The organism is Actinomycetota bacterium, assembly GCA_040757835.1.
Classification (GTDB): Bacteria; Actinomycetota; Geothermincolia; order Geothermincolales; family RBG-13-55-18; genus SURF-21.
The window spans coordinates 65,127-87,143 of sequence record JBFLWJ010000002.1 but is presented as its reverse complement, the minus strand read 5'-3'; the positions used below and the strand labels follow the sequence as shown (position 1 = coordinate 87,143).

General features: G+C 60.4%; 23 protein-coding genes. All 23 read left to right on the top strand.

The genetic code is table 11. From position 1 onward, the window contains the following. Positions 1-451 (top strand): hypothetical protein (locus AB1384_02680; protein MEW6553175.1); only part of this gene is annotated, 451 nt, incomplete at its 5' end. Between the two features lie 15 nt (positions 452-466). Continuing rightward, positions 467-1,000 (top strand): ATP/GTP-binding protein, encoded by a 534-nt coding sequence (locus AB1384_02675; protein MEW6553174.1) that lies wholly within the window; start codon positions 467-469, stop codon positions 998-1,000. A 134-nt stretch (positions 1,001-1,134) separates the two neighbouring features. Next, positions 1,135-1,983, top strand: a complete 849-nt coding sequence (gene aroE, locus AB1384_02670) for a shikimate dehydrogenase (protein MEW6553173.1) — start codon at positions 1,135-1,137, stop codon at positions 1,981-1,983. Positions 1,984-2,003: 20 nt separating this feature from the next. Next, complete coding sequence (locus AB1384_02665) at positions 2,004-3,674, top strand: ATPase, T2SS/T4P/T4SS family (GenBank protein MEW6553172.1); 1,671 nt, start codon at positions 2,004-2,006, stop codon at positions 3,672-3,674. A 176-nt stretch (positions 3,675-3,850) separates the two neighbouring features. Further along, positions 3,851-4,918, top strand: coding sequence for a type IV pilus twitching motility protein PilT (locus AB1384_02660; GenBank protein MEW6553171.1), 1,068 nt, complete (start codon positions 3,851-3,853; stop codon positions 4,916-4,918). A 263-nt stretch (positions 4,919-5,181) separates the two neighbouring features. Further along, positions 5,182-6,405 carry a type II secretion system F family protein gene (locus AB1384_02655; protein ID MEW6553170.1) on the top strand — a complete coding sequence of 408 codons (1,224 nt, stop codon included), beginning with the start codon at positions 5,182-5,184 and terminating at the stop codon, positions 6,403-6,405. Between the two features lie 374 nt (positions 6,406-6,779). Next, complete coding sequence (locus tag AB1384_02650; protein MEW6553169.1) at positions 6,780-6,968, top strand: helix-turn-helix domain-containing protein; 189 nt, start codon at positions 6,780-6,782, stop codon at positions 6,966-6,968. 20 nt (positions 6,969-6,988) lie between these two features. After that, positions 6,989-8,050 carry a type IV pilus assembly protein PilM gene (pilM, locus tag AB1384_02645; protein ID MEW6553168.1) on the top strand — a complete coding sequence of 354 codons (1,062 nt, stop codon included), beginning with the start codon at positions 6,989-6,991 and terminating at the stop codon, positions 8,048-8,050. Continuing rightward, the gene (locus tag AB1384_02640; GenBank protein MEW6553167.1) at positions 8,047-8,901 is read left to right on the top strand and encodes a hypothetical protein; all 855 of its coding nucleotides are present in this window, start codon (positions 8,047-8,049) and stop codon (positions 8,899-8,901) included. The genes pilM and AB1384_02640 overlap by 4 nt, the downstream gene beginning before the upstream one ends. Next, positions 8,901-9,476: a type 4a pilus biogenesis protein PilO gene (gene pilO, locus AB1384_02635; protein MEW6553166.1), complete on the top strand. Its 576-nt coding sequence runs from the start codon at positions 8,901-8,903 to the stop codon at positions 9,474-9,476. The genes AB1384_02640 and pilO overlap by 1 nt, the downstream gene beginning before the upstream one ends. A 60-nt stretch (positions 9,477-9,536) precedes the next feature. Further along, positions 9,537-10,241 (top strand): hypothetical protein, encoded by a 705-nt coding sequence (locus tag AB1384_02630; protein MEW6553165.1) that lies wholly within the window; start codon positions 9,537-9,539, stop codon positions 10,239-10,241. A 76-nt stretch (positions 10,242-10,317) separates the two neighbouring features. Continuing rightward, complete coding sequence (gene aroC / locus AB1384_02625; protein ID MEW6553164.1) at positions 10,318-11,475, top strand: chorismate synthase; 1,158 nt, start codon at positions 10,318-10,320, stop codon at positions 11,473-11,475. After that, entirely contained in the window at positions 11,475-12,026 is a 552-nt protein-coding gene (locus AB1384_02620; protein ID MEW6553163.1) for a shikimate kinase, read from the top strand. The genes aroC and AB1384_02620 overlap by 1 nt, the downstream gene beginning before the upstream one ends. Continuing rightward, positions 12,014-13,132 carry a 3-dehydroquinate synthase gene (aroB, locus tag AB1384_02615; protein ID MEW6553162.1) on the top strand — a complete coding sequence of 373 codons (1,119 nt, stop codon included), beginning with the start codon at positions 12,014-12,016 and terminating at the stop codon, positions 13,130-13,132. Before AB1384_02620 ends, aroB begins: the two co-directional genes overlap by 13 nt. After that, the gene (gene aroQ / locus AB1384_02610; GenBank protein MEW6553161.1) at positions 13,123-13,563 is read left to right on the top strand and encodes a type II 3-dehydroquinate dehydratase; all 441 of its coding nucleotides are present in this window, start codon (positions 13,123-13,125) and stop codon (positions 13,561-13,563) included. Before aroB ends, aroQ begins: the two co-directional genes overlap by 10 nt. A gap of 241 nt (positions 13,564-13,804) precedes the next feature. Continuing rightward, on the top strand, positions 13,805-14,401 hold the full coding sequence (locus tag AB1384_02605) for a type II secretion system protein (GenBank protein ID MEW6553160.1): 597 nt from the start codon (positions 13,805-13,807) through the stop codon (positions 14,399-14,401). Positions 14,402-14,458: 57 nt separating this feature from the next. Further along, complete coding sequence (locus AB1384_02600) at positions 14,459-16,837, top strand: hypothetical protein (protein ID MEW6553159.1); 2,379 nt, start codon at positions 14,459-14,461, stop codon at positions 16,835-16,837. Positions 16,838-16,858: 21 nt separating this feature from the next. Further along, positions 16,859-17,431, top strand: coding sequence for a hypothetical protein (locus AB1384_02595; GenBank protein MEW6553158.1), 573 nt, complete (start codon positions 16,859-16,861; stop codon positions 17,429-17,431). 25 nt (positions 17,432-17,456) lie between these two features. Continuing rightward, entirely contained in the window at positions 17,457-18,881 is a 1,425-nt protein-coding gene (locus AB1384_02590; protein MEW6553157.1) for a PilX N-terminal domain-containing pilus assembly protein, read from the top strand. A 272-nt stretch (positions 18,882-19,153) separates the two neighbouring features. Beyond that, the gene (locus AB1384_02585; GenBank protein ID MEW6553156.1) at positions 19,154-20,257 is read left to right on the top strand and encodes a Xaa-Pro peptidase family protein; all 1,104 of its coding nucleotides are present in this window, start codon (positions 19,154-19,156) and stop codon (positions 20,255-20,257) included. A gap of 199 nt (positions 20,258-20,456) precedes the next feature. Next, entirely contained in the window at positions 20,457-21,017 is a 561-nt protein-coding gene (gene efp / locus AB1384_02580; protein ID MEW6553155.1) for an elongation factor P, read from the top strand. A 5-nt stretch (positions 21,018-21,022) separates the two neighbouring features. Next, complete coding sequence (locus tag AB1384_02575; GenBank protein MEW6553154.1) at positions 21,023-21,355, top strand: Asp23/Gls24 family envelope stress response protein; 333 nt, start codon at positions 21,023-21,025, stop codon at positions 21,353-21,355. Further along, entirely contained in the window at positions 21,356-21,970 is a 615-nt protein-coding gene (gene nusB, locus AB1384_02570) for a transcription antitermination factor NusB (GenBank protein MEW6553153.1), read from the top strand. It begins immediately after the preceding gene. Positions 21,971-22,017: the final 47 nt, after the last annotated feature.

Sequence of the window (22,017 nt, the reverse complement as noted above, 5' to 3'; positions counted from 1 at the left end):
CGAGCCCATACCGCCGCAGACCGTACCCGAGGCGGCCCAGGCGCCGCAGCCCGAGTTCGCCGCGCCGGTGATGGAGGTGGAGGCGCCCGCTCCCGCGCCGCAGGTGGCCGAGCCCATACCGCCGCAGACCGTACCCGAGGCGGCCCAGGCGCCGCAGCCCGAGTTCGCCGCGCCGGTGATGGAGGTGGAGGCGCCCGCAACAGAAGGAGCAGTCGAGGAATCCGCCGGGTTCGATATGGGCGGCTATTCCCTGGAGAGAGAGCTGGCCGAGCTTACGGGGGTATCCGTCCCGCAGCCGACGAAGAAGATCAAAATCCCGGTTAAGCCGAAAGGAGAAGACGGGGAAGTGGAGGAAATAGATAGGGGCAAGCCGGTTCCGAAGGTAAAACGGGACAAGGCGGTCACCAAGAGCATAATCATGCGCATAATCGACGGCATCAAGAGATTGTAAGGGGTGTGTGGCCAGGTGCGATCCTTCAAGATAGTTGTAACCGGGCCGTTCAGCGCAGGCAAGACGACCTTCATCAAGAGCATCAGCGAGATCTCCATCGTCTCGACTGAAAGGGCGATCTCGGACTCGACCCGCAGGGTGAAGGCCGAGACCACCGTAGCGATGGATTTCGGAAGGATCACCATATCCAAGGACATCGTGCTCTACCTGTTCGGAACGCCAGGGCAGGAACGTTTCGATTTCATGTGGCAGATACTCAGCGAGGGCATGCTCGGATATATACTCATGCTTGACGCGAGCCGCCCGGAGACGTATACGGAAGGAAAGCGCATCCTAGAGTTCTTCGCGACCCTCTCCGATGCCCCATACGTCATCGGTGCCACCCGCATTGGAGAGGAGGACAGCAATCAGGCCATCGAGAGGATCAGGCAGGAGTTGAACATCGACGGAGAGACACAGATAATCCCCTGCAACGCCATGGAAAAAGAGGACGTGAAGAAGGTCCTCCTGGGGTTGCTCTACGATATATTGAAGACCCTCGACAAGTAAGCGCCGCCGCGGCCACGGTGGCGACCCACCTCCCCCTTGAAAGCCGCCGTGATGTCGTACATATTAGTGATTGGGCGCCGCGGCCTGAAGGCGGTGGCATCTCCTGAGAGGGTGACAGGGGGCATTAACGGCACATGGACGGAGAGACGCAACTGGTCGGCATACTGGGCCATGGTATCGAGTATACCTTGTCGCCTGCGATCCATAACGCGGCCTTCCGCGAGCTCGGCCTGAACTGGGCTTATGTGCCACTGCGAGTATCCCGGCACCGGTTGGAGCATGCGCTGCAAGGACTGAAGGCCCTCGGCTTCAAGGGCTGCAACGTTACCATTCCCTACAAGGTAGAGGTAGCCGGCTACCTCGACGGTTTGCGGGAACCCGCGGGCAGGCTGGCCGCGGTCAACACTATCGTCTGCGACGAGGGCGGCATGACCGGTTTCAACACCGACGTCGAGGGCTTCCGCTCCTTCCTCGCCGAGGCGGGTATACGGGTGGAGGGTGACGCGGCGCTGCTCATCGGAGCGGGGGGGGCGGCACGCGCGGTCGCCCTGGCCCTTGCAGAGGAGGGAGCGTCGCGCATATTCGTCATGAACCGCACGGGCGAGAGAGCGCGCGCGCTGGCTGCTCTATTAAAGACGGCCAACCCCACGACCGAGATATCAGTAAGGACGTTCGATCTCGAGGGCTCACGGGTACTTGAGGAGTGCGGAGTGGTCGTGAACTGTACCCCCCTGGCTGGTTCGGACTTGGACCGGCTGTCCCTCGCTTACGAGGGCTTTGCGGCGGGAAAATGGGCGATAGACCTGAAGTATGCGGGAGTGAGCTCGGAGTTCCTGAGCAGGGCTAGCGCCCGGGGAGCGAACACGGCCGACGGCGAGGGAATGCTGCTGCATCAGGCCGCCGCTTCTTTCAGGTTGTGGACGGGGCTGGAGGCGCCGCTGCAGGCGATGCGGCTGGCATACCGCGCGGCACGAAAGGCGTAACCGAACAGGGGTTTTCAGGAATGCAGAAGCCCAAGAAAGAGAAACTGGGTCAGATACTCATAAAGAACCGCATCATCACCGAGGAGCAGTTGGACGAGGCCCTGCAGCGACAGGGCGAGACGGGGGAGTCACTGGGCAGGGTGCTCATCGATATGAAGATGGTGAGCGAGGGCGCCCTCACCTCCATCCTCGCCCGCCAGATCGGATTGAAGTATGCGGACCTCGCCAATTTCGACGTGGATATCTCCGCCTGTTCTCTGGTGGACGCTGAGGTCGCGAGGCGTTACACGCTGATACCGGTGGGGTTCAACGACGACCGTCTGCTGGTGGCCATGGCCGACCCGACAAACGTCTTCGCCCTTGACGACATCCGTATCATGACCGGTATGCAGATCGAGCCGATGGTGGCCACCAAGGAAGACATCGTTGCGGCTATCAACCGCTACTGCCATTCCGACAGCGGGGTCGAACTGTCGGGGGACGATTTTCTCAAGGCTGAGACAGTCGAAACGGATGAAGAGGCCGAAGCGGACAACGCGCCCATAGTCAAGTATGTAAACCTGCTCATCTCCGAGGCGGTCAACGACCGCGCCAGCGACGTGCACATCGAGCCCATGGAGCATGACGTGCGGGTGCGCTTCCGCATCGACGGCGTGCTGCACGAGATCAGAAAGAACCCGAAGCAGATCCACCCCGGCGTGGTGGCCAGGATCAAGGTCATGGCGGACATGAACATAGCCGAGAAGCGGCTTCCCCAGGACGGCAGGGCTTCGGTGGATATCAGGGGGAAGCCCATCGACCTGCGCGTGGCCTCCCTGCCCACCATCCACGGCGAGAAGGTGGTGCTGCGCATCCTGGACAAGAGCGCCTCGCTGATGAGCCTGGAGGAGCTGGGCTTCAGCGAGGAGATCATGGACGTCTATGCCCGCAGCTTTCACAAGCCTTACGGCACCATCATGGTCACGGGGCCGACGGGCAGCGGCAAGACCACCACCCTCTACGCCACCCTTAACGTGCTCAACTCCATCCGGCACAACATCATCACCGTTGAGGACCCGGTGGAGTACCGCCTGCCACTCATCAACCAGGTGCAGGTGCATTACAAGGCCGGCCTCACTTTCAGCGCGGCATTGCGCTCGATCCTGAGGTGCGACCCGGATATCGTGATGATCGGGGAGATACGAGACCCCGAGTCGGCGCAGATCGCCATAGAGTCGGCCCTCACCGGCCACCTCGTCCTGGCGACGCTGCACACCAATGACGCGCCCAGCGCCCTCACCCGTCTTCTGGAGATGGGCATCGAGCCTTTCCTCATCGCGTCGGCGGTCGACTGCGTCAGCTCACAGCGCCTGGCGCGCAGGCTATGCAACCGTTGCAAGGAGGCCTACGATCCCGACCCCGCTTTCCTGGAGCGGGTGGGTTTCACCTGGAACAACGGGTATGAGGAAGTGCTCTTCAGGCCGAGGGGATGCCCGGCGTGCAACAACACCGGATTCAAGGGCAGGGTGGGCGTCTACGAGGTTCTCGAAGTCACGGAGGAGATAGAGACCCTGGTGGCGCGCAACGCCCCCCATGTAGAGATCGCAGAGGCGGCCAGGGCGGGAGGCATGCGCACCATGCGCGAAGAGGGATTCATCAAGGTGATGGAGGGCGAGACCTCCATCGAGGAGGTACTGAGGGTGATCATGTGATGAGGCTCCCGTCCCATATGGGGCGAATCAGTCCGGGGTGAAAGAAAAACCCGGAGATACCGATACTCAGTTAGTGGGCGGTCCGGCGAGGGGGGCAGGAGGACAGAGAGGCGGTTGCCGGGCTTGCCGGGCGACATGGCCCGATATCGCAGGAGGTTCCGAGAGGAGGAGAAACCTTGTCTGGAAAGCTTGATATCAACGAGCTGCTGGAGGAAGTGCTGGTGAGAGGGGCTTCGGACCTGCATCTCACCGTGGGGGCCCCTCCCGTCATGCGCATAAACGGTGTACTGGTGCGCCTGGAGGAGTATCAGCGCCTGACCTCGAACGATACACGGGACATGGTGTACAGCATACTCACCGCAAGGCAGAGGGAACAGCTGGAGAGCAACCTCGAATACGACCTCTCCTATTCCGTGCCCGGGAGCGCGCGCTTCCGCGTCAATGCCTACTTCCAGAGGAACAGCATAGGGGCCGCCTTTCGCATCATCCCGTACCGCATCAAGACGGTGGAAGAGCTGAACCTCCCGCCGGTGATCCAGGAGTTCTGCAGCCTCCCGCGCGGGTTCATCCTGGTCACGGGTCCCACGGGCCAGGGAAAGTCCACATCGCTGGCGGCCATGATCAATATCATCAACGAGTCGCGCAACCTTCATATCATCACCGTCGAGGACCCAATAGAATTCCTGCACGTGCACAAGAGGTGTATAGTGAACCAGAGGGAGGTAGGCGGGGATACGCACTCCTTTTCCAACGCCCTGAAATACGTCCTGCGCCAGGACCCTGATGTCATCCTGGTGGGCGAGATGCGGGACCTGGAGACCATCTCCACCGCCCTGACCGCGGCCGAGACCGGGCACCTGGTCTTCGCGACACTGCATACCCAGGATGCGCCCCAGACCATCGACCGCATCATCGACGTATTCCCCACTTACCAGCAGCAGCAGGTGCGCATGCAGCTGGCCACCACCATCCAGGCCATCGTCACGCAACAGCTGCTTCCCACCAAGGACGGCCAGGCGCGCGTGCCGGCGGTTGAGGTCATGGTGGCCACCTCGGCCATCCGCAACCTCATCCGCGAGGCGAAGGCCCATCAGATCTACTCCGCCATGCAGGCGGGAGGCCAGTACAAGATGCAGACCATGGACCATTCCATAGCGGCGCTGTATAAGCGCGGGGTGATATCGTACGAGGTGGCTATAGGGCGCTGCAGCAGCCGCGAAGAGATGGAGCGACTCATCGGGTGACCAGCCCTGCAGAGAGATGTTCCTGCAATCGTACTTGCTTGATGGATAAGAGGGTTTTATGGCCAGGACAAAGAATCTCATAGAAGAGCCTGGGGAAATCGAGATAAAGGAATAGCACGCGCGGCACGATACTAAATAGAGCACCGTAGGCACGGTGCCGTAGACCTTTGCAGAGACTGGCAGTCAATACCGGCGCACAAACAACGGCCCAGACGGAAGGGACCCTTCATGATCGGGTGGCGTCGAGAAAAGGAGAGGTAGCGGTGGCCCAAACCTATTCCTACCGGGTGAGAGACCGGCAGGGGAAGATCATCTCCGGCAAGCTCGAGGCCGATAACGAGACCTCGGTATCGCAGCGGCTGCGGGAGATGGGGTATTTCGTCATCGGGGTGGAAGAGGAGAAGGTCTCCCTTAGGAAGAAAGAACTCCATATCTTCAAACCCAAGGTCAAGGGCAAGGACCTCACGGTGTTCACGCGCCAGTTCGCGACCATGATCAATGCCGGCCTGCCCCTGGTGAAGTGCCTGAACATCCTCTCCGAGCAGACCGAGAGCCCGGTGCTCACCGAGGTCATCTCGGACGTCCAGCACGAGGTGGAGATGGGCCGCTCCCTCTCCGAGGCCCTGGCCAAGCACCCGGACACCTTCAAGGAACTCTATTCCAGCATGGTGAAGGCGGGAGAGATCGGAGGCGTACTCGACGACGTGCTGCTGCGCATCGCGACCACCCTCGAGAGCGAAGACGAGATCCGCCGCCGCATAAAGTCTGCGTTGACCTATCCCATAGCCATGCTGGGGATATCGGTAATCCTGCTGGTGATCATGCTGGTCTTCGTGGTGCCGGTCTTCGAGAAGATGTTCTCTGACATGGGCGCCTCCCTCCCCTTCCTAACCAAGATCATCATGAGCATCAGCCATTTCCTGGTTAGCTGGAAGGGTGTCCTGCTGATAATCGCGCTGGTAGTCGGCTTCGTATTCATGCGCCGATGGCTGAAGACACCGAACGGCCGCAGGAAGCTCGACACCCTCAAGCTCAAACTGCCGGTATTCGGCGTCCTCTTTCACAAGATGGCGCTCTCGCGTTTCTCCAGGACCCTGGGGACCCTGGTGGCCAGTGGCGTCCCCATCCTGCAGGCGCTGGAGATAACCTCCAAGACCGTTGGGAACGTCCTGGTTGCGGAGGCGGTGGACAACGTGAGGGCGGGAGTAAAGGAAGGTGACTCCATCGCCCGTCCCCTGGGACAGAGCGATCTCTTCCCCCCCATGGTGACGCAGATGCTCGCCATCGGGGAGGAGACGGGCGCACTGGATACGATGCTCAACAAGGTCTCGGACTTCTACGACTCCGAGATCTCGGCGACTGTAGAGGCCCTGACCTCCCTGCTGGAGCCGATGATGATCGTTTTCCTGGGGATTATCGTGGGGACCATCGTCATCGCGCTCTACATGCCTATTTTCTCGATGATCAGCCAGTTCTCGAGCCAGTAGGCGGGGCTGTTGCTCGCAGGGGCGACGCAGGTGCCGATACGGCGATAAGACGGACTGTTTATTGAAGAAAGGGCTTGGCGGAGATGCCGCGCCCGTTCTATCAGACGGCTCACAAAAAAAGCTCACCCAACGAAAGGAGTGATGCGATGCTGTGTCCTTGACCGGGGTTTTGCCTGGACCGAACCCATGGCTGTTGATAAAGTATATTATTGACAGCTAAATTTGATAAAATATAGAATTTGAATAGAGTGTGCATATATTCAAATGATGCTAAAGTTGGTTGAGGATGTTGGCGATGAATTATATTGACCCATGAAGTTGAGTATTGTTAACGAGGGTCAAGTCTTGCAGGGCAATCGCTGACTGGAGGATCGGTGTTAGGGGACAGGTTCAGCAACAAGTTGTTGACGGTCAACGAAGTCGCCAATATCTTGAGGGTATCCAACATGACCGTGTATCGTCTCGTCAAGAGCGGGCAGATTCCGGCCATTAGAGTGGGCAAGAACTATCGCATCAAGGAGAGCGACGTAAACGACTACCTGACCAAGGGGACGCAAAGGTAGAGGCTGGATCGGGGGTTGAGATGAGTCCGAAAAAAGCCGCATTATCGCTGGGATTGGATATCAGCACGAATTCCATAAAAGTCGCCGAGGTGTCCGTCGGACGGGGCGAGCCAGTTCTTTCGAACCTGGGCATCGTCCACATCCCCGACGGGGTCATCAGGGATGGAGAGGTTGAGGACGGCGTGACTCTGGCCGAGTCCCTGAAGGAGCTGTGGGGGATCACCGGCATCAAGGAGAAGGCGGTCACTCTGGGAATCGCGAACCAGAGGGTGATCGTGCGCCCCATAGAGCTGCCTTATATGGAGAAAGATGAACTGGACAGCGCCCTCCGCTTCCAGGTGCAGGAGTTCATACCCATACCCATCGAGGATGCCATCCTGGACTTCGATATCATCGAGGAGTTCATGACCGCCGACGAGGAGCGCATGCTCACCGTGCTGCTGGTGGCCGCCCACAAGGATATGATCCAGAGTTTCATCGAAGTGCTCAAGGCGGCGGGGTTGGGGCTTGCGGCCATAGACCTCAAGGCCTTCGCGATCCCGCGCTCGCTAATCCCGCTGGCGGTATTGCAGGCCGGCTACGAGGAAAACGAGGCCGTTTGCCTGATAAACGTGGGGGCGGGAATGACTAACATAACCATCCTCAAGGACAACGTGCCGCGCTTCGCGAGGTTCCTACTGCGGGGAGGAGACGATTTCGTGCGTGCCATCGTGAACCGCCTGGACATGGAGTGGGAGGAAGCCGACGCACTGAGGCGCGGCAAGCTGGTGAACGAAGAGGCGGACAAGGTGCTGCAGCAGGAGATATTCAACTTCGTGGGCGAGATCAGGCGGTCCATAGATTATTACATCGCCCAGACCCAGGAGAGGGCCTTCAGCAAGGTGGTCCTCACCGGCAGCGGTTCTGTTACCATCAACCTCATGCAGGAGATGGGGAAAGGCTTGAGATTGCCGCTGGAGATCGGGAAACCTTTGCAGAACCTGCAGTTGGGAAGGCTCCCATATACCGCTGAGGAACTGGCCGAGATCGAGCCGTCTGTAGCGGTCAGTGTCGGACTGGCGCTTCGGGAGGTCGTGGAATGACCAGGATAAACCTCTTACCACCCGAGATAAGGGAGAAAGCGGAACGGCCCCGCCTGGCTCCGTGGTTCATCCTCATGGGCGTGATTACCGTGGTGATCATCGTCGGGCTGTTCCTGCTCTTCAGCGCGCAGAAATCCGGAAAACAGGACACCCTAGACCAGAAGGAGCAGGAGCTTTCTGACCTGCAGAAGCAGACGCAGCCCATACAGAAGTACGAGGAACAGCAGAGCGAGCTGAAAGCCCTTGAGGACCTATATATGCAGGCGAACACCGGCAGGGTAGCCTGGGCCCAGATGCTGAACGACCTTGCCATGTATGTCCCCGAGGGACTTGCGACCGCGTCAAACCCTAGGGCCCCCGCGATCTGGCTGACACATCTCCTGATCGACGCCCAGCCCCTGGAGACCATCGCGGGCGCCGCGCCCGCAGGTAGCGAGACGGTGGCCACGGGGGCGGCGATACAGATCGAGGGCTATGCGACGCCGGCATGGCTGTGCATCCAGACGTGGCTCCCCCGGGCCAGCGACTTCAAGGCCAAGGGGTTCCTCGACGCGTACCCGTACTACTACTATTTCCGCGGGCATCCCAAGGTGGCGGAGTTCTTCGTAAGGCTCCACAACATGGAGGAGTGGACCGACCTCTGGATAGAGACCTCTACCCAGGCGTCCATCAGCGAGACGAGGATCGTGACGAACCCGGAGAGCGGTGCGCCCGAGGAAGCCGACTACACGGACTGGGGCATCAGTTTCATCATAGACGCCAGGTGGAACCCCGAGCAGGCCATCTGGCAGAGCGGGCCGGAAGAGGCAGCCGCCACGACGCCAGCGGGGGAGACGGGAGGTGGGCAGTGATGAAGATCAGGGCAAGTTCTGGCCTGTGGTTGCTCGTTGGCGCACTTGTCTGCATCATCATCCTGGTCCTGGCGCTCTTCCTCATCGTCTTTCCCCAGAAGAACAAGGTCTCAGACGTGGACGAGGAGATCACCAAGACGGAGCAGAGCATCCAGTTCGAGCAGAACCGCTTGAACCAGCTCAGGCAGTATGAAAAGGACCCGGAGCAGTTCACCCGGCAGATCGACGTGCTCAAGGAGCGCATCCCCGAGAACGTGGAGCTCGCGGACATCATCCAGCAGATGGACCACGCGGCGGAGGAGTCGGGGCTCGATTTCTTCGCCATCACCCCGGAACTGCCCGTCTCTTCGGGAAGTTTCTATACCGTCACATGCGAGGCCATATTCCAGGGACGTTACTTCAACCTGGTGGAGTTCTTCAACCATATCGAGAGGCTACCCAGGTCGTTCAAGGTTATCTACCTGGACGTGCTGCCCAGCGACGACGGTCTGCCCTATCTGCTGATAACCATGCGTTTCAGGGCGTTTTTCACCACACCCCAGGGGATCGAGAACCTGGTCACGGCACCCTCCTAGGATGAGAGGTGGGTGAGGATGATGAGTGATAAGCGGTGGACGGAAGACAGGGAGACAGCGGTGATACGTAGGCATGACAAGAAGGCCGGGGAAGATGCCGCGAGGGATGTATCCAGGGAGCGCATCCACCTGCTCATGGGAATGGTGCTGGCCGTGGTCATCCTGGCCGTACTGGTGATGGCGGCAACGCCGGGGGCGCGGGGCCGCGACGATACCATGCTGTCCCAGGCCATGCTTCCCGAGGATACAGAGGTTGACGTGGATTCCGAGGGACTGGCGTCCCGGGTGGTGGAGCAGAAGTTCCAGATCCACATGGAGGAGATGGACCAGCAGATGGGCGAGATACCGTACGTGGAGGTCTGGGTGCTCAACGACCCCTTCTACCCGCTCATCGGAGAAGTGGGAGACCTGAGGAACTCGGAGGGGTCCCTGTCGAGCAAGGAATGGCAGATGCTGGGGTTTCCCGACTACGAGGCCGCGGAACAGCCGACCACCGGCGCGCCGGCCACCTCGACACCTACCGGTAGCCTACCGGTGACGACCAGCGTGCCCCAGAGGGTCGTACTGGTGCAGTCGATCTACGAGATAAGGGGCATTAGGTACGTGGACATCAAGGTAAATGACCAGGCCTATGATAAGCTGAAGGCTGGAAGTGATTTCGCCGAGGTCTTCCGGCTGCAGGAGGTCGTCGACAACGAGACGGTTATCCTGCTGTGCGGAGACGAGACCTACGAGCTGAAAGTGAACCAGCTGAGGAAGATCTAGAAGGTTGGAGGGTTGAGGGGGGCGGCGAGAAGCCGCCCCTTTTTCTTTATATGACGCCTAAGGAGATGATGAGCGGATGTTGCGGTATCTTGACGCCGGAGAGTCGCACGGCAAGGGCATTGCATGCATTATCGAGGGAATGCCGGGAGGTCTTCCGCTGACGGCGTCATATATAGAAGATGAGCTGGGACGCAGGCGCCTCGGCTATGGCAGAGGCGCCCGTATGGGACTGGAGCAGGACCGGGTCGAGGTGATAAGCGGCATAAGGGCGGGGCGTACCCTGGGAAGCCCAATAACGCTGCTGGTGTTGAACGCCGAGTTCGACGGGTGGCGGGAGGTAATGGCCGTGGAGGGAGAGGTGAGGGTCGAGGCGGTTACTGCGCCGAGGCCGGGCCATGCCGACCTCGCGGGGGCCCTGAAATACGGCACGCGAGACATCAGGGACATCCTGGAGAGAGCGTCGGCGCGGGAGACGGTGGGCAGGGTCTGCGCCGGGTCCGTGGCGAAAAGGCTATTGGAGGAGCTGGGCGTAGAGGTCTACTCGCACGTGCTTGAGGTCGGGGGAGTCGGCGTCGGGCCCTCCACGGATTTCCCCTCCATTGAGGATCTGAGGGAGGCCGACAGCGACGATATGCGTTGTCTTGATGCGGAGGCCTCGCGTGAAATGCGTAGAGAGGTAGACAAAGCCCGCGAATCCGGAGACTCCCTCGGAGGGTTGTTCCAGGTCGTGGTGCATGGTCTTCCAGCCGGGCTAGGAAGCCACGTGCACTGGGACCGGCGCCTGGACGCACGCCTGGCGGCCGCGGTCATGGGCATCCAGGCGGTAAAGGGCGTCGAGATCGGTGATGGCTTCGAACTGGCGCGTATGCGTGGTTCGCGGGCGGCGGACGAGATACTCTACGACCCTGGAAGAGGTTTTTACCGCTCATCCAATCATGGTGGAGGCATAGAGGGAGGAATGAGTAATGGCGAACTCCTGCTGATACGCGCAGCCATGAAGCCCATCCCAACCCTGGCCAATCCCCTCCGTTCCGTGGATATAGTCACCAGGGAGGTGGTTGGTGCGGCGGTGGAGAGAGCTGACGTATGCGCGGTAGCGGCGGCGGCGGTGATCGCGGAGTCCTGCGTGGCCTTCGTGCTGGCGGACGCGATCATGGAGAAGACGGGGGGCGACAGCCTGGAGGAGATAGCGACGAGATACCAGGCCATGGTGGAAAGGCAGTCACGGTTCTGATGGCAGCGGAGGAATCACTGTCCCCGGTGCCGGTGGTGGATGGAGCCGGCAACATCGCCCTCATAGGCTTCATGGGCAGCGGCAAGAGCACGGTGGGGCCGATGCTCGCCGCAAGGCTCGGGATGGGCTTCGTGGAGCTGGACGAGGTCATCAGCGCGGGGGCGGGCATGAGTGTCGCGGATATCTTCGCGGCGGTGGGCGAGGAGGGTTTCAGGGATCTCGAGAGCAAAGCCCTCGAGGACGTATTACGGGAGGGCGGGAAGGTGATCTCGTGCGGCGGCGGCGCGGTGCTGCGGAAAGGCAATGTGGAACTGCTCCAAGAGCGCAGTCGCGTATTTCTCCTGGAGATATCGCGGCGCACGGCGCTGCAGAGGCTGCGGGAGGAGCACGGCAGGCCTCTCCTGGAGGGAAGCGACCTGGAGGAGAGGGTGGATAGGCTGATGAGGGAACGGGCGCATGCATATGCGGCGGCGGCGCACGAGGTCATAGAGGCGGATGATGCCAGCCCGGAGGAGATAGCGGAGGAGATCGCGGAGCGATGGCGGAGATAAAGGTAAAGACGGGCACGGGTGAATACACCGTCCACATAGGCCAGGGGGTCGTCGAAGGTGTGCTGGCCGAAGATGTCGCGCGGCTGCGCCCCCGAACGATCATGCTGGTCAGCCACCCCGATATATATGAGATGTACGGTGGAAGGCTGCGTGACGTCCTGCAAGGCGGAGAGGCCGGCAGGGTCAGGCCCTGCCATTTCCTCTTTCCACAGGGCGAGGAGAACAAGAGCCTGAAGACCCTCGAGGACGGCTATAACGCGCTCCTGGCCACCGGCGTGAACAGGGAAGACCTGCTCGTCGCCTTCGGGGGAGGTGTGGTCGGAGACCTTGCCGGCTTCATGGCGGCGACCTACATGCGCGGCATGCCCTTCCTGCAGGTGCCCACGACCCTCATGGCCATGGTGGACTCATCCATCGGGGGGAAAGTCGGAGTCGACATGCCTGGGGCCAAGAACATGGTCGGGGCCTTCCACCAGCCCCTGGGAGTGTACAGCGATGTCTCGTTCCTGCGCACCCTTCCCGAGAGGGAGTTGCGGAGTGGCCTGGTGGAGGTGGCGAAGTATGGTTTTCTCTACGATCAGGGGCTGCTGAAGGTGCTGGAGGGCTGGAAGGGCCTGCCGGGGGAGCAGGACGACATCACCGAGGTCATCGCGGCGTGCGCCGGGCACAAGGCCAGGGTTGTGGGGGCGGACGAGCGCGACACCAGGGGGGAAAGGGCCATGCTCAATTACGGCCATACCTTCGGGCATGCCCTGGAGGCGGCATGCGGTTACGGGACGCTGCGCCATGGCGAGGCAGTGGCGGTGGGGATGCTCATGGCGGCACGCCTCGCTGAGCTCATGGGATTCAGCGGGGAGGGCCTAGGCGCGTATCACCGGCGGGTACTCCTGCCTATCCTTGGCGGCGGAGCACGGGATATCGCCCCGGAGCGTGAAGCCGTCATCTCTGCCATGCGGGCCGACAAGAAGAAGGGCGAGAAACTAAGGTTCGTCCTGCTGGAGGGACTGCAGGCCCCCTTCCTGGCGGACGCGGTGGATATGGGGGCGGTGGAGGCGGCGGTCGACGAGACCCTGGATACCTTGAGGAGGGCTGATCCATGCCTTTGATAGCGGTGGTGAACGGACCAAACCTGAATATGCTGGGCAACCGGGAGCCCGGCATCTACGGCTACGCGACCTGGGAGGAGATAAGGAAGAGCATCGAGGAGAAAGCTGATGAACTGGGCCTGCAGGTCGAGTTCTTCCAGAGCAACCACGAGGGAGCCATAATCGACCACCTGCAGGGTCTGCCCGGCCGCGTCCAGGGGCTTATCATCAACCCGGGCGCACTTACCCATTACAGCTACTCCCTTCGCGACGCCATGGCGGCCCTTGACGTGCCCACCATCGAGGTGCATTTGACCAACATCTATGCCAGGGAGGCGTGGCGCTCGAACTCGGTGGTGTCGCCCGTGGTGGAAGGCGTGATCTCAGGCTTCAAGGGTTACGGGTACGAGATGGCGCTCCTGGCCCTCTTAAAAGGTATGCAACGAAAATGACCGGGCGATTGGTTGTCAGGATCCTGTTTTCCGGTCACAGAATAGGCAAAATACCACGTTAAACGACCTATGTAACATTTCCGTAACATCGTTAACAGAGAATTTTCTTGGCAGGCTCTAAAGGCCCGGCTTACAATCTGTCGATAGAAGGGTTAAAGAAAACGCGAGTGCTCGAAGGGCGAACAACAGCTATCTAGCAGGAAAAACAGGGGATCCGCGGAAAAGGGATGGGATATTGGAGATGAGACGCTCAAAAACGCGGTGGCTGGCGGCGGCGATGCACCGTGAGGACGCATTCACACTCCTCGAGCTGACCATCGTCGTGGTCATCCTGGGCATTATCCTCACGGTTGCGACGCTCAGTGCCGGGAATATCAACAGGTCCATCAACATGAATGCCGCGAAGAGGCAGGTCGAAGCGGCTTTGAACCGCGCGAAGACGGCCGCACGGCAGGAGAACGTCTCCTACCAGCTGATCTTCTATACAGACGCCGATGCGAGCAACGGCAATACCTACGAATTCCTGCATAACGTGAAAAACGTGGATGGCACCTGGACCATGACACCCGTCGACAGGTCCGTGTCCGGCGAGGAGTCGTACTCCGCGGCGGGCCATACCTATATAAAGCTGGGCAACAAGGTGGAGATAACCGGATGTACGGAAATAAGCGGAAGCGCGATAGTCGTCATGTTCACGCCCAGCGGCACCACCATGGCTGTCTCCGGCTCCGACAGCGGCGGCGGGTCGGTCTCCGCAACGGTGACCCTGAACCTTGCCAGCGGCGGCCTGGTGGGGGGCGTGTCCATAACCAGTGAAGGCACGGTAACAAGGTTCTGAGGGCGGGACGAATGATGTGCTCAAAAGGTGGCCTCAAAGGTTGAAGGAGGCGAGGGGATGTATCTGCGAAGGAAGCTGAACCAGGAAGGCGGTTTCACCATCGCCGAGATAATCGTGGCGGGATTCATACTGGCGTTCGCCCTTATCCCCATCGTTCGGATGTTCGACGTCTCATATTCCGGCATCCGGTCTTTCGAGAACATCCAGAACAGCGTGAGCGGGGCGCGGGCGGCGGTGGAGGAGATCCGCTCCATGCCTTTCTACGAGCCTTACAACGCAACCTTCGGCGACGTGGATATCGACGACCACTTCTGGGGAGTCCGCGATCCTGAGAACACTAATCCGGGGTCAGATACTCCGTCCTGGGAAGACATCCCAGAGGTCGAGTATTACGGCTACGGCGAGTTCGTGGACTATGAGAACTACCGTATAGGGGTGAAGCTGGCGTACCTTAACGACGACACCGGCGTGTCCTCCATGCTGGAAGGCTGGGGCCCCAAGACCGCGGGCATGGACCGCCCCAAGGACGCCGACAACGAGTCCATACACCTGCTCCTGGTCCAGGTGAACGCCTACTGGATGGACGGAAGCGAGGAGAGGAAGTACACGCTGGAGAGCGTGGTCACTGACACCGAGGCCATCTACAACCTGGGGATCTCAAGCATCACCGTGACCGGCCCCGCCTCCATCCAGGACCTTGACGAGAACGGGATGGTCCGTAAAGAGAACGCGGCCGCGCACTGGTCGGACCCCAACGTCGACGTGCAGCTGGAGATCAAGGGATGGGGGTTCAACCCCGATCCCGCGGCGAACCTCACCGCATCCATCGTCAGGGACAAGAATAACGACATACCCATCACCCTCAGCTACAAGAGCACGGACACCCTGGTCGGGACCATGAAGCTCTACAACACCGGCACGGACGTGGCGGGAGAGCCCGACTGGTACCCGCGGGCGGCGGTGGGCTACTGGTCGGTGAAGGTGAAACAGGAGACAATCCTGAGCACCTATCTCTACCAAGGATTCATCGTGCAGTACCCGAAGCCGGTGATTTCCGACTTCGGGAACGCTGCGGACATGAGCAAATCGGGATTGAACTCGCAGGAAGCCGCATCGATAAAGATCGTGGGAGGACCGTTCGTCAACCAGGTGAAGACCCCGGCGGCAAGGCTCGTCCGCTATGGGGACAGTGGCGAGATCCTCGACCAGATCAACGGCACCAATATCGTGCTCTCCGTGCCCGCCAGTTCATACGGGTACGCGCTGAGTCCGAACTGTACCATCACCGCCACCTTCGATCTGACGGCGGGAGCGCCGGGCGAATACCACATGGTGGTTGTGAACACGGATGAGCCGACCCTCGTCGGCCATATAGCGTCCGACCCGAGCGATGAAATATATACCATAGTGGAGGTGTTCCCGGAAGTAACCGACATCTATGTCTTCGGCACCAGCCCAAGATACAGAAGCGGATACCCGAATATAGGAAACCCGAGGACCCTGGTCATCGAGGGTCAGTACTTCAACCAGTCAGGCGCGCCGCCATACGTGGACGTGTACCTCTGCAGCGATGTCGTTTCCGAGGCGCCCTCAGGCACCGTCATCCAGGGCAACGTGCTCTCGGTGGTCGACCACAGCACTATCGTAGCCACTTTCGACCTGAGCGGGCAGCCCCTCGGCAGCTACAAGGTCTTCGTGAGGAACCGCCATGACGGCAGGGCGGGGTGGACGGCCGACGCTCCCTTCTCCATCGTCACCTTCGCTCCCAGCATCAGCTCGTTCATCGCGACCTCCGACGGTTTCTACGAGAACTACTACGATGTGCCCTCGATCATCTCCGGGTCTTGCCTGGATGTCGCCACCGGGGTCTCCATCACCAACGGCACCGTCGAATACGATGTAACGGGAGAGAGTATCCTCGGGAACAACACATCGATCCCGGTGAACCTGAACCTCATCGACTGCAACAACACGGATACCTGGAACGTGAGGTTGTATTTCTCGGGTGGGAGCCCATCGCAGCTGGACTACGCCTTCGATGTCGTTCTCGGTCCAGCGAAGATCATCGCCGCCAACAATTATGGAGATACCCGGGCGGCGCTGTATATCTGGCGGCAGGATGGCAGCTACAGGTATGAGACCACTTCAACCAGGGCATATGCAAGGTACAATCGTACGGCGAGGTTTTACGTGCGCGGGAAGGGATTCCCGCTCGCCGTCAACGGCCAAACGACCTTGCGGATCTGGAAGGGCAGCTGGTCGCTTTCCGGCAACTACGACTGCACCACGGACAGGAACAACAAGATCGTCAGGATCACCTCGGCAACCTGGAGTATGACTAACAGCACGGGTGACTGCGGCATTTCGGTGCAGCGCGTGGGCGATGCCAGCATAGACAGCTACCCCACGCGTTGGAGACTCTCCTTGACCTATTAAACCGAAGGATGAGGGTAGTGGATGATGATTAGCAAGTTGTTCGGAAAGGCGCGGGCCGAAGAGGGCTTCACCCTCGTTGAGCTCATGGTCTTCATCGGGATCATGGTCATCTTCCTCATCGGGGTGGGGGGCATGATCACCTCGGGGGTGAAGAGCTCGACCGCCTCCTTCAACCTGGTGAAGATCTCCGAGGGGGCGAACGAGGCCTTGAGCACCATGGTCAGGCAGATCAGGGTGGCGACCTCCATGGACGCTGCGAGCACCTCCAGCCTGATCGTCTTCTCCGGGGACGTGGACGGTGACGGCACGACGCAGACGGTGCGCTTCGACGTCTCCGGAGGATACCTGCGAAAAGGTCCCACCGCCGACTCCATGTCGAACTGGATCGCAGATGTCGATACGGTCACCTTCACTTATTACTGGTACAACCCGAGCACCAAGCAGGCGGAACCGATCGCCGACGCCGACTGGGCCGCCCACTACATGGACGTCTACCGCGTGGACATAGGGCTGACCATGACCATCAACTCCGCTGGTAATACCGTCGGCAGGAGCTATAACACCAGCGTGACCTTGAGAAACAAGCTCCAGTAGAGGAAGCCTTCAAGAGGTGTTTAAGATGAGAGTGACAAAGATCTTCGCAAAGGGCTCCAAAGAGACCTCCGTTCCGAAGGAGCAGGGTTTCGCCCTCATCGTGGTGCTCATCGCCCTGCTCATGCTCTCGGTGCTGGGCGCGGCGAGCCTGCTTCTCATGGTCTCATCCCTCAAGGGCATGGCGAACATGCGGCCTGAAGACCGCGCCTTCCAGGTCGCTGAGTCCGGCCTTTACGTCGCGCACGCCAAGATAGTCAACAACGAGGTAAGGACACCGGTCACCGCGAGCGGGTCGGTGCTCGGAGGGGACTACTCCGTGAGCATGCAGCCCGTGGGCGGTTCGACCACTGACTACGTGGTGGTATCGGAGGGGAGCTATGTCGATGGCGGCACCACCTACCGGCGCAAGTTGCAGGAGAACATATACTACTCGGGAGACCAGGCCTTCGATGCCATGCGCAATTACCTCTTCTTCGCGGGTCGCGACCTCAATATCGATGTTGGAGAGATCATCAACGTGGGCGTGCCCATCACCATCAACGGCAACATGCGCGCCGAGGAGGACGTGAACATCAGCTGCCACCCGGTCATCAGCCTGGGGGACGGGCTGACCATCAATGGCAGTATCGAGGGCAAGAGGTCCATAAACGTCGATGTGGCGCCAACGCTCCTGAGCGTGCGGACCAACCTCTTCGGCGAGATGAGGGCCGGGGATGCGCTGGACGCCTCGAGCACGGGAACTATCAACCTGCACACCGATGGGTGGCTTCTCGCTCAAGGGATTATCTATGCGGCCGCGACCTCCAGCTACAAGTGGGACATGTACAGGACTTCGCTGGTCGAGAGGAAAGACGGACCGTGGGATACCATCGTCAAGGGCAACCAGGTAAACAGTCGTGGCGTGGACAAAGTCTATGTGCCCGAGCCCAACTTCGACTATTACAAGGCCATAGCGAAGGACCAGGGCAACTACTTCGAGGGCGACAAGACCCTTTCTGGTAACCTGGGGACCTATGCGTCCTCCTCGGTCACCGTTATCTACTGCACCGGCAATATGACCCTGAACGGTTTCGCCTGGAACCTGCCCAACATGAAGGGCATCCTGGTGTGCGAGGGCACCTTCACCGCCAATAACACCCTGCAGTTCGCGTCCGGGTCCCAGTTCCAGGTCATCGCGAACGGGGACATAGTATTCAACAACGACTGGAGTTTTCTGGGGCTGGGCTCGACCAACGACTACTTCTTCTGGTCGGGCAACGACGCCTGGATAGACCTGGGGATGTTCTCAGAGCAGAGGCTGCAGGTGACGGCGCTGAGGGATGTGAACGTGTTCAGCAACGAGAACCTCTTCGCGACCTGCAGCGTGACCTACAAGCCGCCGGACATCGACGTTGCGGGGTTCCCCATCGATCTCACCATAACCAACTGGAAGGAACTGCCCAGCGAATGATCCCGGGCGCCCATGCATGAGGTCAGGTCTTGGATTTTGGATACCATTTAATGGAATCCAAAATCCAAGACCTGACCCTCAAACGTTAGACAAGAAACGGCAGGAAGACCTCCCGGTACCAGCAGATGATGTCTCCATGCCGGCGGGTATGGCGCTTGATGATACAGGTGTTTTGCCTGTAGAGTTGGGGGGGCCTGCCGACAAGACACGCAGCCGCATGGGGCTCCGGTTACGCGCCGGAACCGGACGCCGGGCGTGAAAGGGCAATCGCGATGGCGACTGCTGGAGGAACGAAAGAGGAGTACGCCGCACGGCGCAGGTCGTACCGGGCGCTGTTGAGAGCGCAGGGTATCGACGGCATGGTGCTGACCCACCTGCCGGACATCCGCCACCTCTGCGGTTTCACCGGTTCCAGCGGGGTAGCCCTGCTGCTGCGCCAGGGCGGATACTTCTTCACCGATTTCCGCTACCGCGAGCAGTCGGCACGGGAAGTGGTGGGACTGCGGACGGTGATCTACGCTACGAGCGTGGAAGAGGCCGTTGCGAAGACACTCCAACGCCGCCGGGGACTGCGGCTGGGGTTTGACCGCGATGTCGCATCCTATGCCGGGGTGATGGCCCTGCGTCGGCATCTGCGGGGAATAGCCGCGCTTCTGCCCCTGAAGGGCTCTCTAGGGCTGCTGAGAGCGCCCAAGAGCCGCTCGGAACTGGAGACCATAAGGAAATGTATAGATATCGCCCAGAGAGCCTTTTTAACCGCCCTCCGTGATGTCGATGGGAGATCATCGGAATTCGACCTCGCCGCGGCCATCGATATCGCCGCCAGAAGGCTGGGGTCGGAAAGACCGTCCTTCGATACCATAGTGGCGGCCGGTTCCCGGGGCGCCCTGGTGCACGCCGGCCCCTCGCGCAAGAGGCTGCGCGGGGTGACGGTGATCGACTGGGGGGTGGAACTCAGGGGTTACTGCAGCGATACCACCCGCACCGTGGCCTTCGGCAAGGTCCCGCCACTGCTGGAGAAGGCCCACTGTCTGGTGCTCGAGGCCCAGGAGAGGGCGCTGGACATGGTACGCCCGGGCGTTAAGGCACGCAAGGTAGATGGCGCCGCGAGAGAGGTCATCGAGAGAGCCGGATACGGCGATGCCTTCGGACACGGTCTGGGGCACGGGGTCGGACTGGAAGTGCACGAGCGTCCACACGTGAGCCCGGCGAGCCGCGACATCATCGAAGAGGGCATGGTGTTCACCAACGAGCCCGGCATCTACCTGCCCGGCATCGGCGGCGTGCGCGTGGAGGACATGGTCTACGTTACCGCGACGGGGCCCGAGCTGTTGACCACTCTCCCCCGCGGTCTGGACCCATCCGACTACATCTGAACAGGCTTCCCATCACCCGACCGCCCACGTAGCGTTCTTTTCCCCATGGAGTTGGGTCAGCGCCCGGAGCTGCCCGTCCTGCGCCGATTCCTTATGCTGAAGACCGGGCAACTCAAGGTCCGACCCCACTCCCCGTTACGGAAAACGAACGTATGTTAGAATTATCTACGCAGCTATTAGTATCGAATGGAGCGGGAACATGATATCGACAGCGGACTTCAGAAACGGCATGACCATCGACATGGACGGCAACCTTTACAACATCGTGTACTTTCAGCACGTCAAGCCGGGCAAAGGCGGAGCTTTCGTGCGCACGCGCCTGAAGAACCTCAAGACGGGAGCGGTGACCGAGAAGACCTTCCGGGCGGGGGAGAAGGTGGACCTCGCCATACTGGACAAGCGCAGGATGCAGTACCTATATAAGGACGGCCCGAGTTTCTTCTTCATGGACCTGGAGACCTTCGAGCAGATGCCCCTGACGGAGGCGGAGGTCGAGGAGACGGCGAAATACCTCGTCGACGGGGTGACCGTCGAGGTGTCTCTCTATGAAGGGAAGCCGGTGGCGGTGGAGGCGCCCCTGTTCCTGGAGATGGAGGTGGTGGAGACGGCTCCCGGGGTCAAGGGCGACACCGCCAGCGGGGGCAGCAAGCCGGCCACCCTGGAGAGCGGCCTGGTGGTCAACGTCCCCTTCTTCATCGAGGTGGGGAACAGGATCAGGATAGATACACGCAGCGGAGAATACATGGAGAGGGTGGGTTGACCGCCATGCTCGAAGCGGAGACCTACAGGATTCGCGCCGGCGTCCTGGAACTGATAGCCGGTATAGCTCTCGCGGAGGTCCATGGGGTATCGGGTACCGGAATACGAACAGACCACCCCGAGGACCTAAGGAAGAGAAAGAGCCTGATCAAAGGCGTAAGGGCGGAGGCGGAGGATGGCAAGGCCGCCATCGATGTCGATGTGAACATGGAGTACGGCAAGGATTTCATCGCCCTGGCAAGGGAAGCGCAGGAGAGGGTCACCGGGGCGGTCGAGGCCATGACGGGATGGGAAGTGGTGGCGGTGAACGTGAGCGTGGTGGGGGTGAACGCTCCCTAGGTGAACGATCCCGTGCAGTTCGGCAGGAGAACCCTGGCCCGTATGCTGGCCTGCGACATCCTCTACCAGATGGACCTCACCGGCGACGACATGGAGAAGGTGATCACCGGCTTCGTACCCATGCTCCAGGAGGGCATTGATGAGGAGGCCGTCCCGCCCCAGGATATACCGGATATCTCCCTGGAGTACGTACGCATGATGCTCGGCGACGGAGCGGAGATAGAGGAGTTGGTGTCGTTCGGCACCGAGAGACTGGCATTTCCCGAGGGTATACCCGGGTTTTCCCGGGAGATCGTCGGTCTTTACATCGGACACCGGGAAGAGATAGACGGCCTCATCGCCTCCTTTGCCGATCGCTGGTCGCTGGAGCGCATGCCCATGGTGGACCGCAACCTCCTCAGGCTGGGCTTCGCCGAACTTCTCTATCGCGAGGATATACCCATCAACGTCACCATCAACGAATATCTGGAGCTGGCCAAGACTTTCTCCACCGAGGATTCGAGCAAGTTCATAAATGGGGTGTTGGGGAAGCTGGTCAGGGACAGGTGCTCGAAGGGCTTGGATGAGGCGATCGCCGGGGCGGCCGAGGATGACCGGGGCGATCGGCAGGGCTGATACAATATCTAGTATGTTGCGCCCACCCCGAGCGGATGCTATCCTTT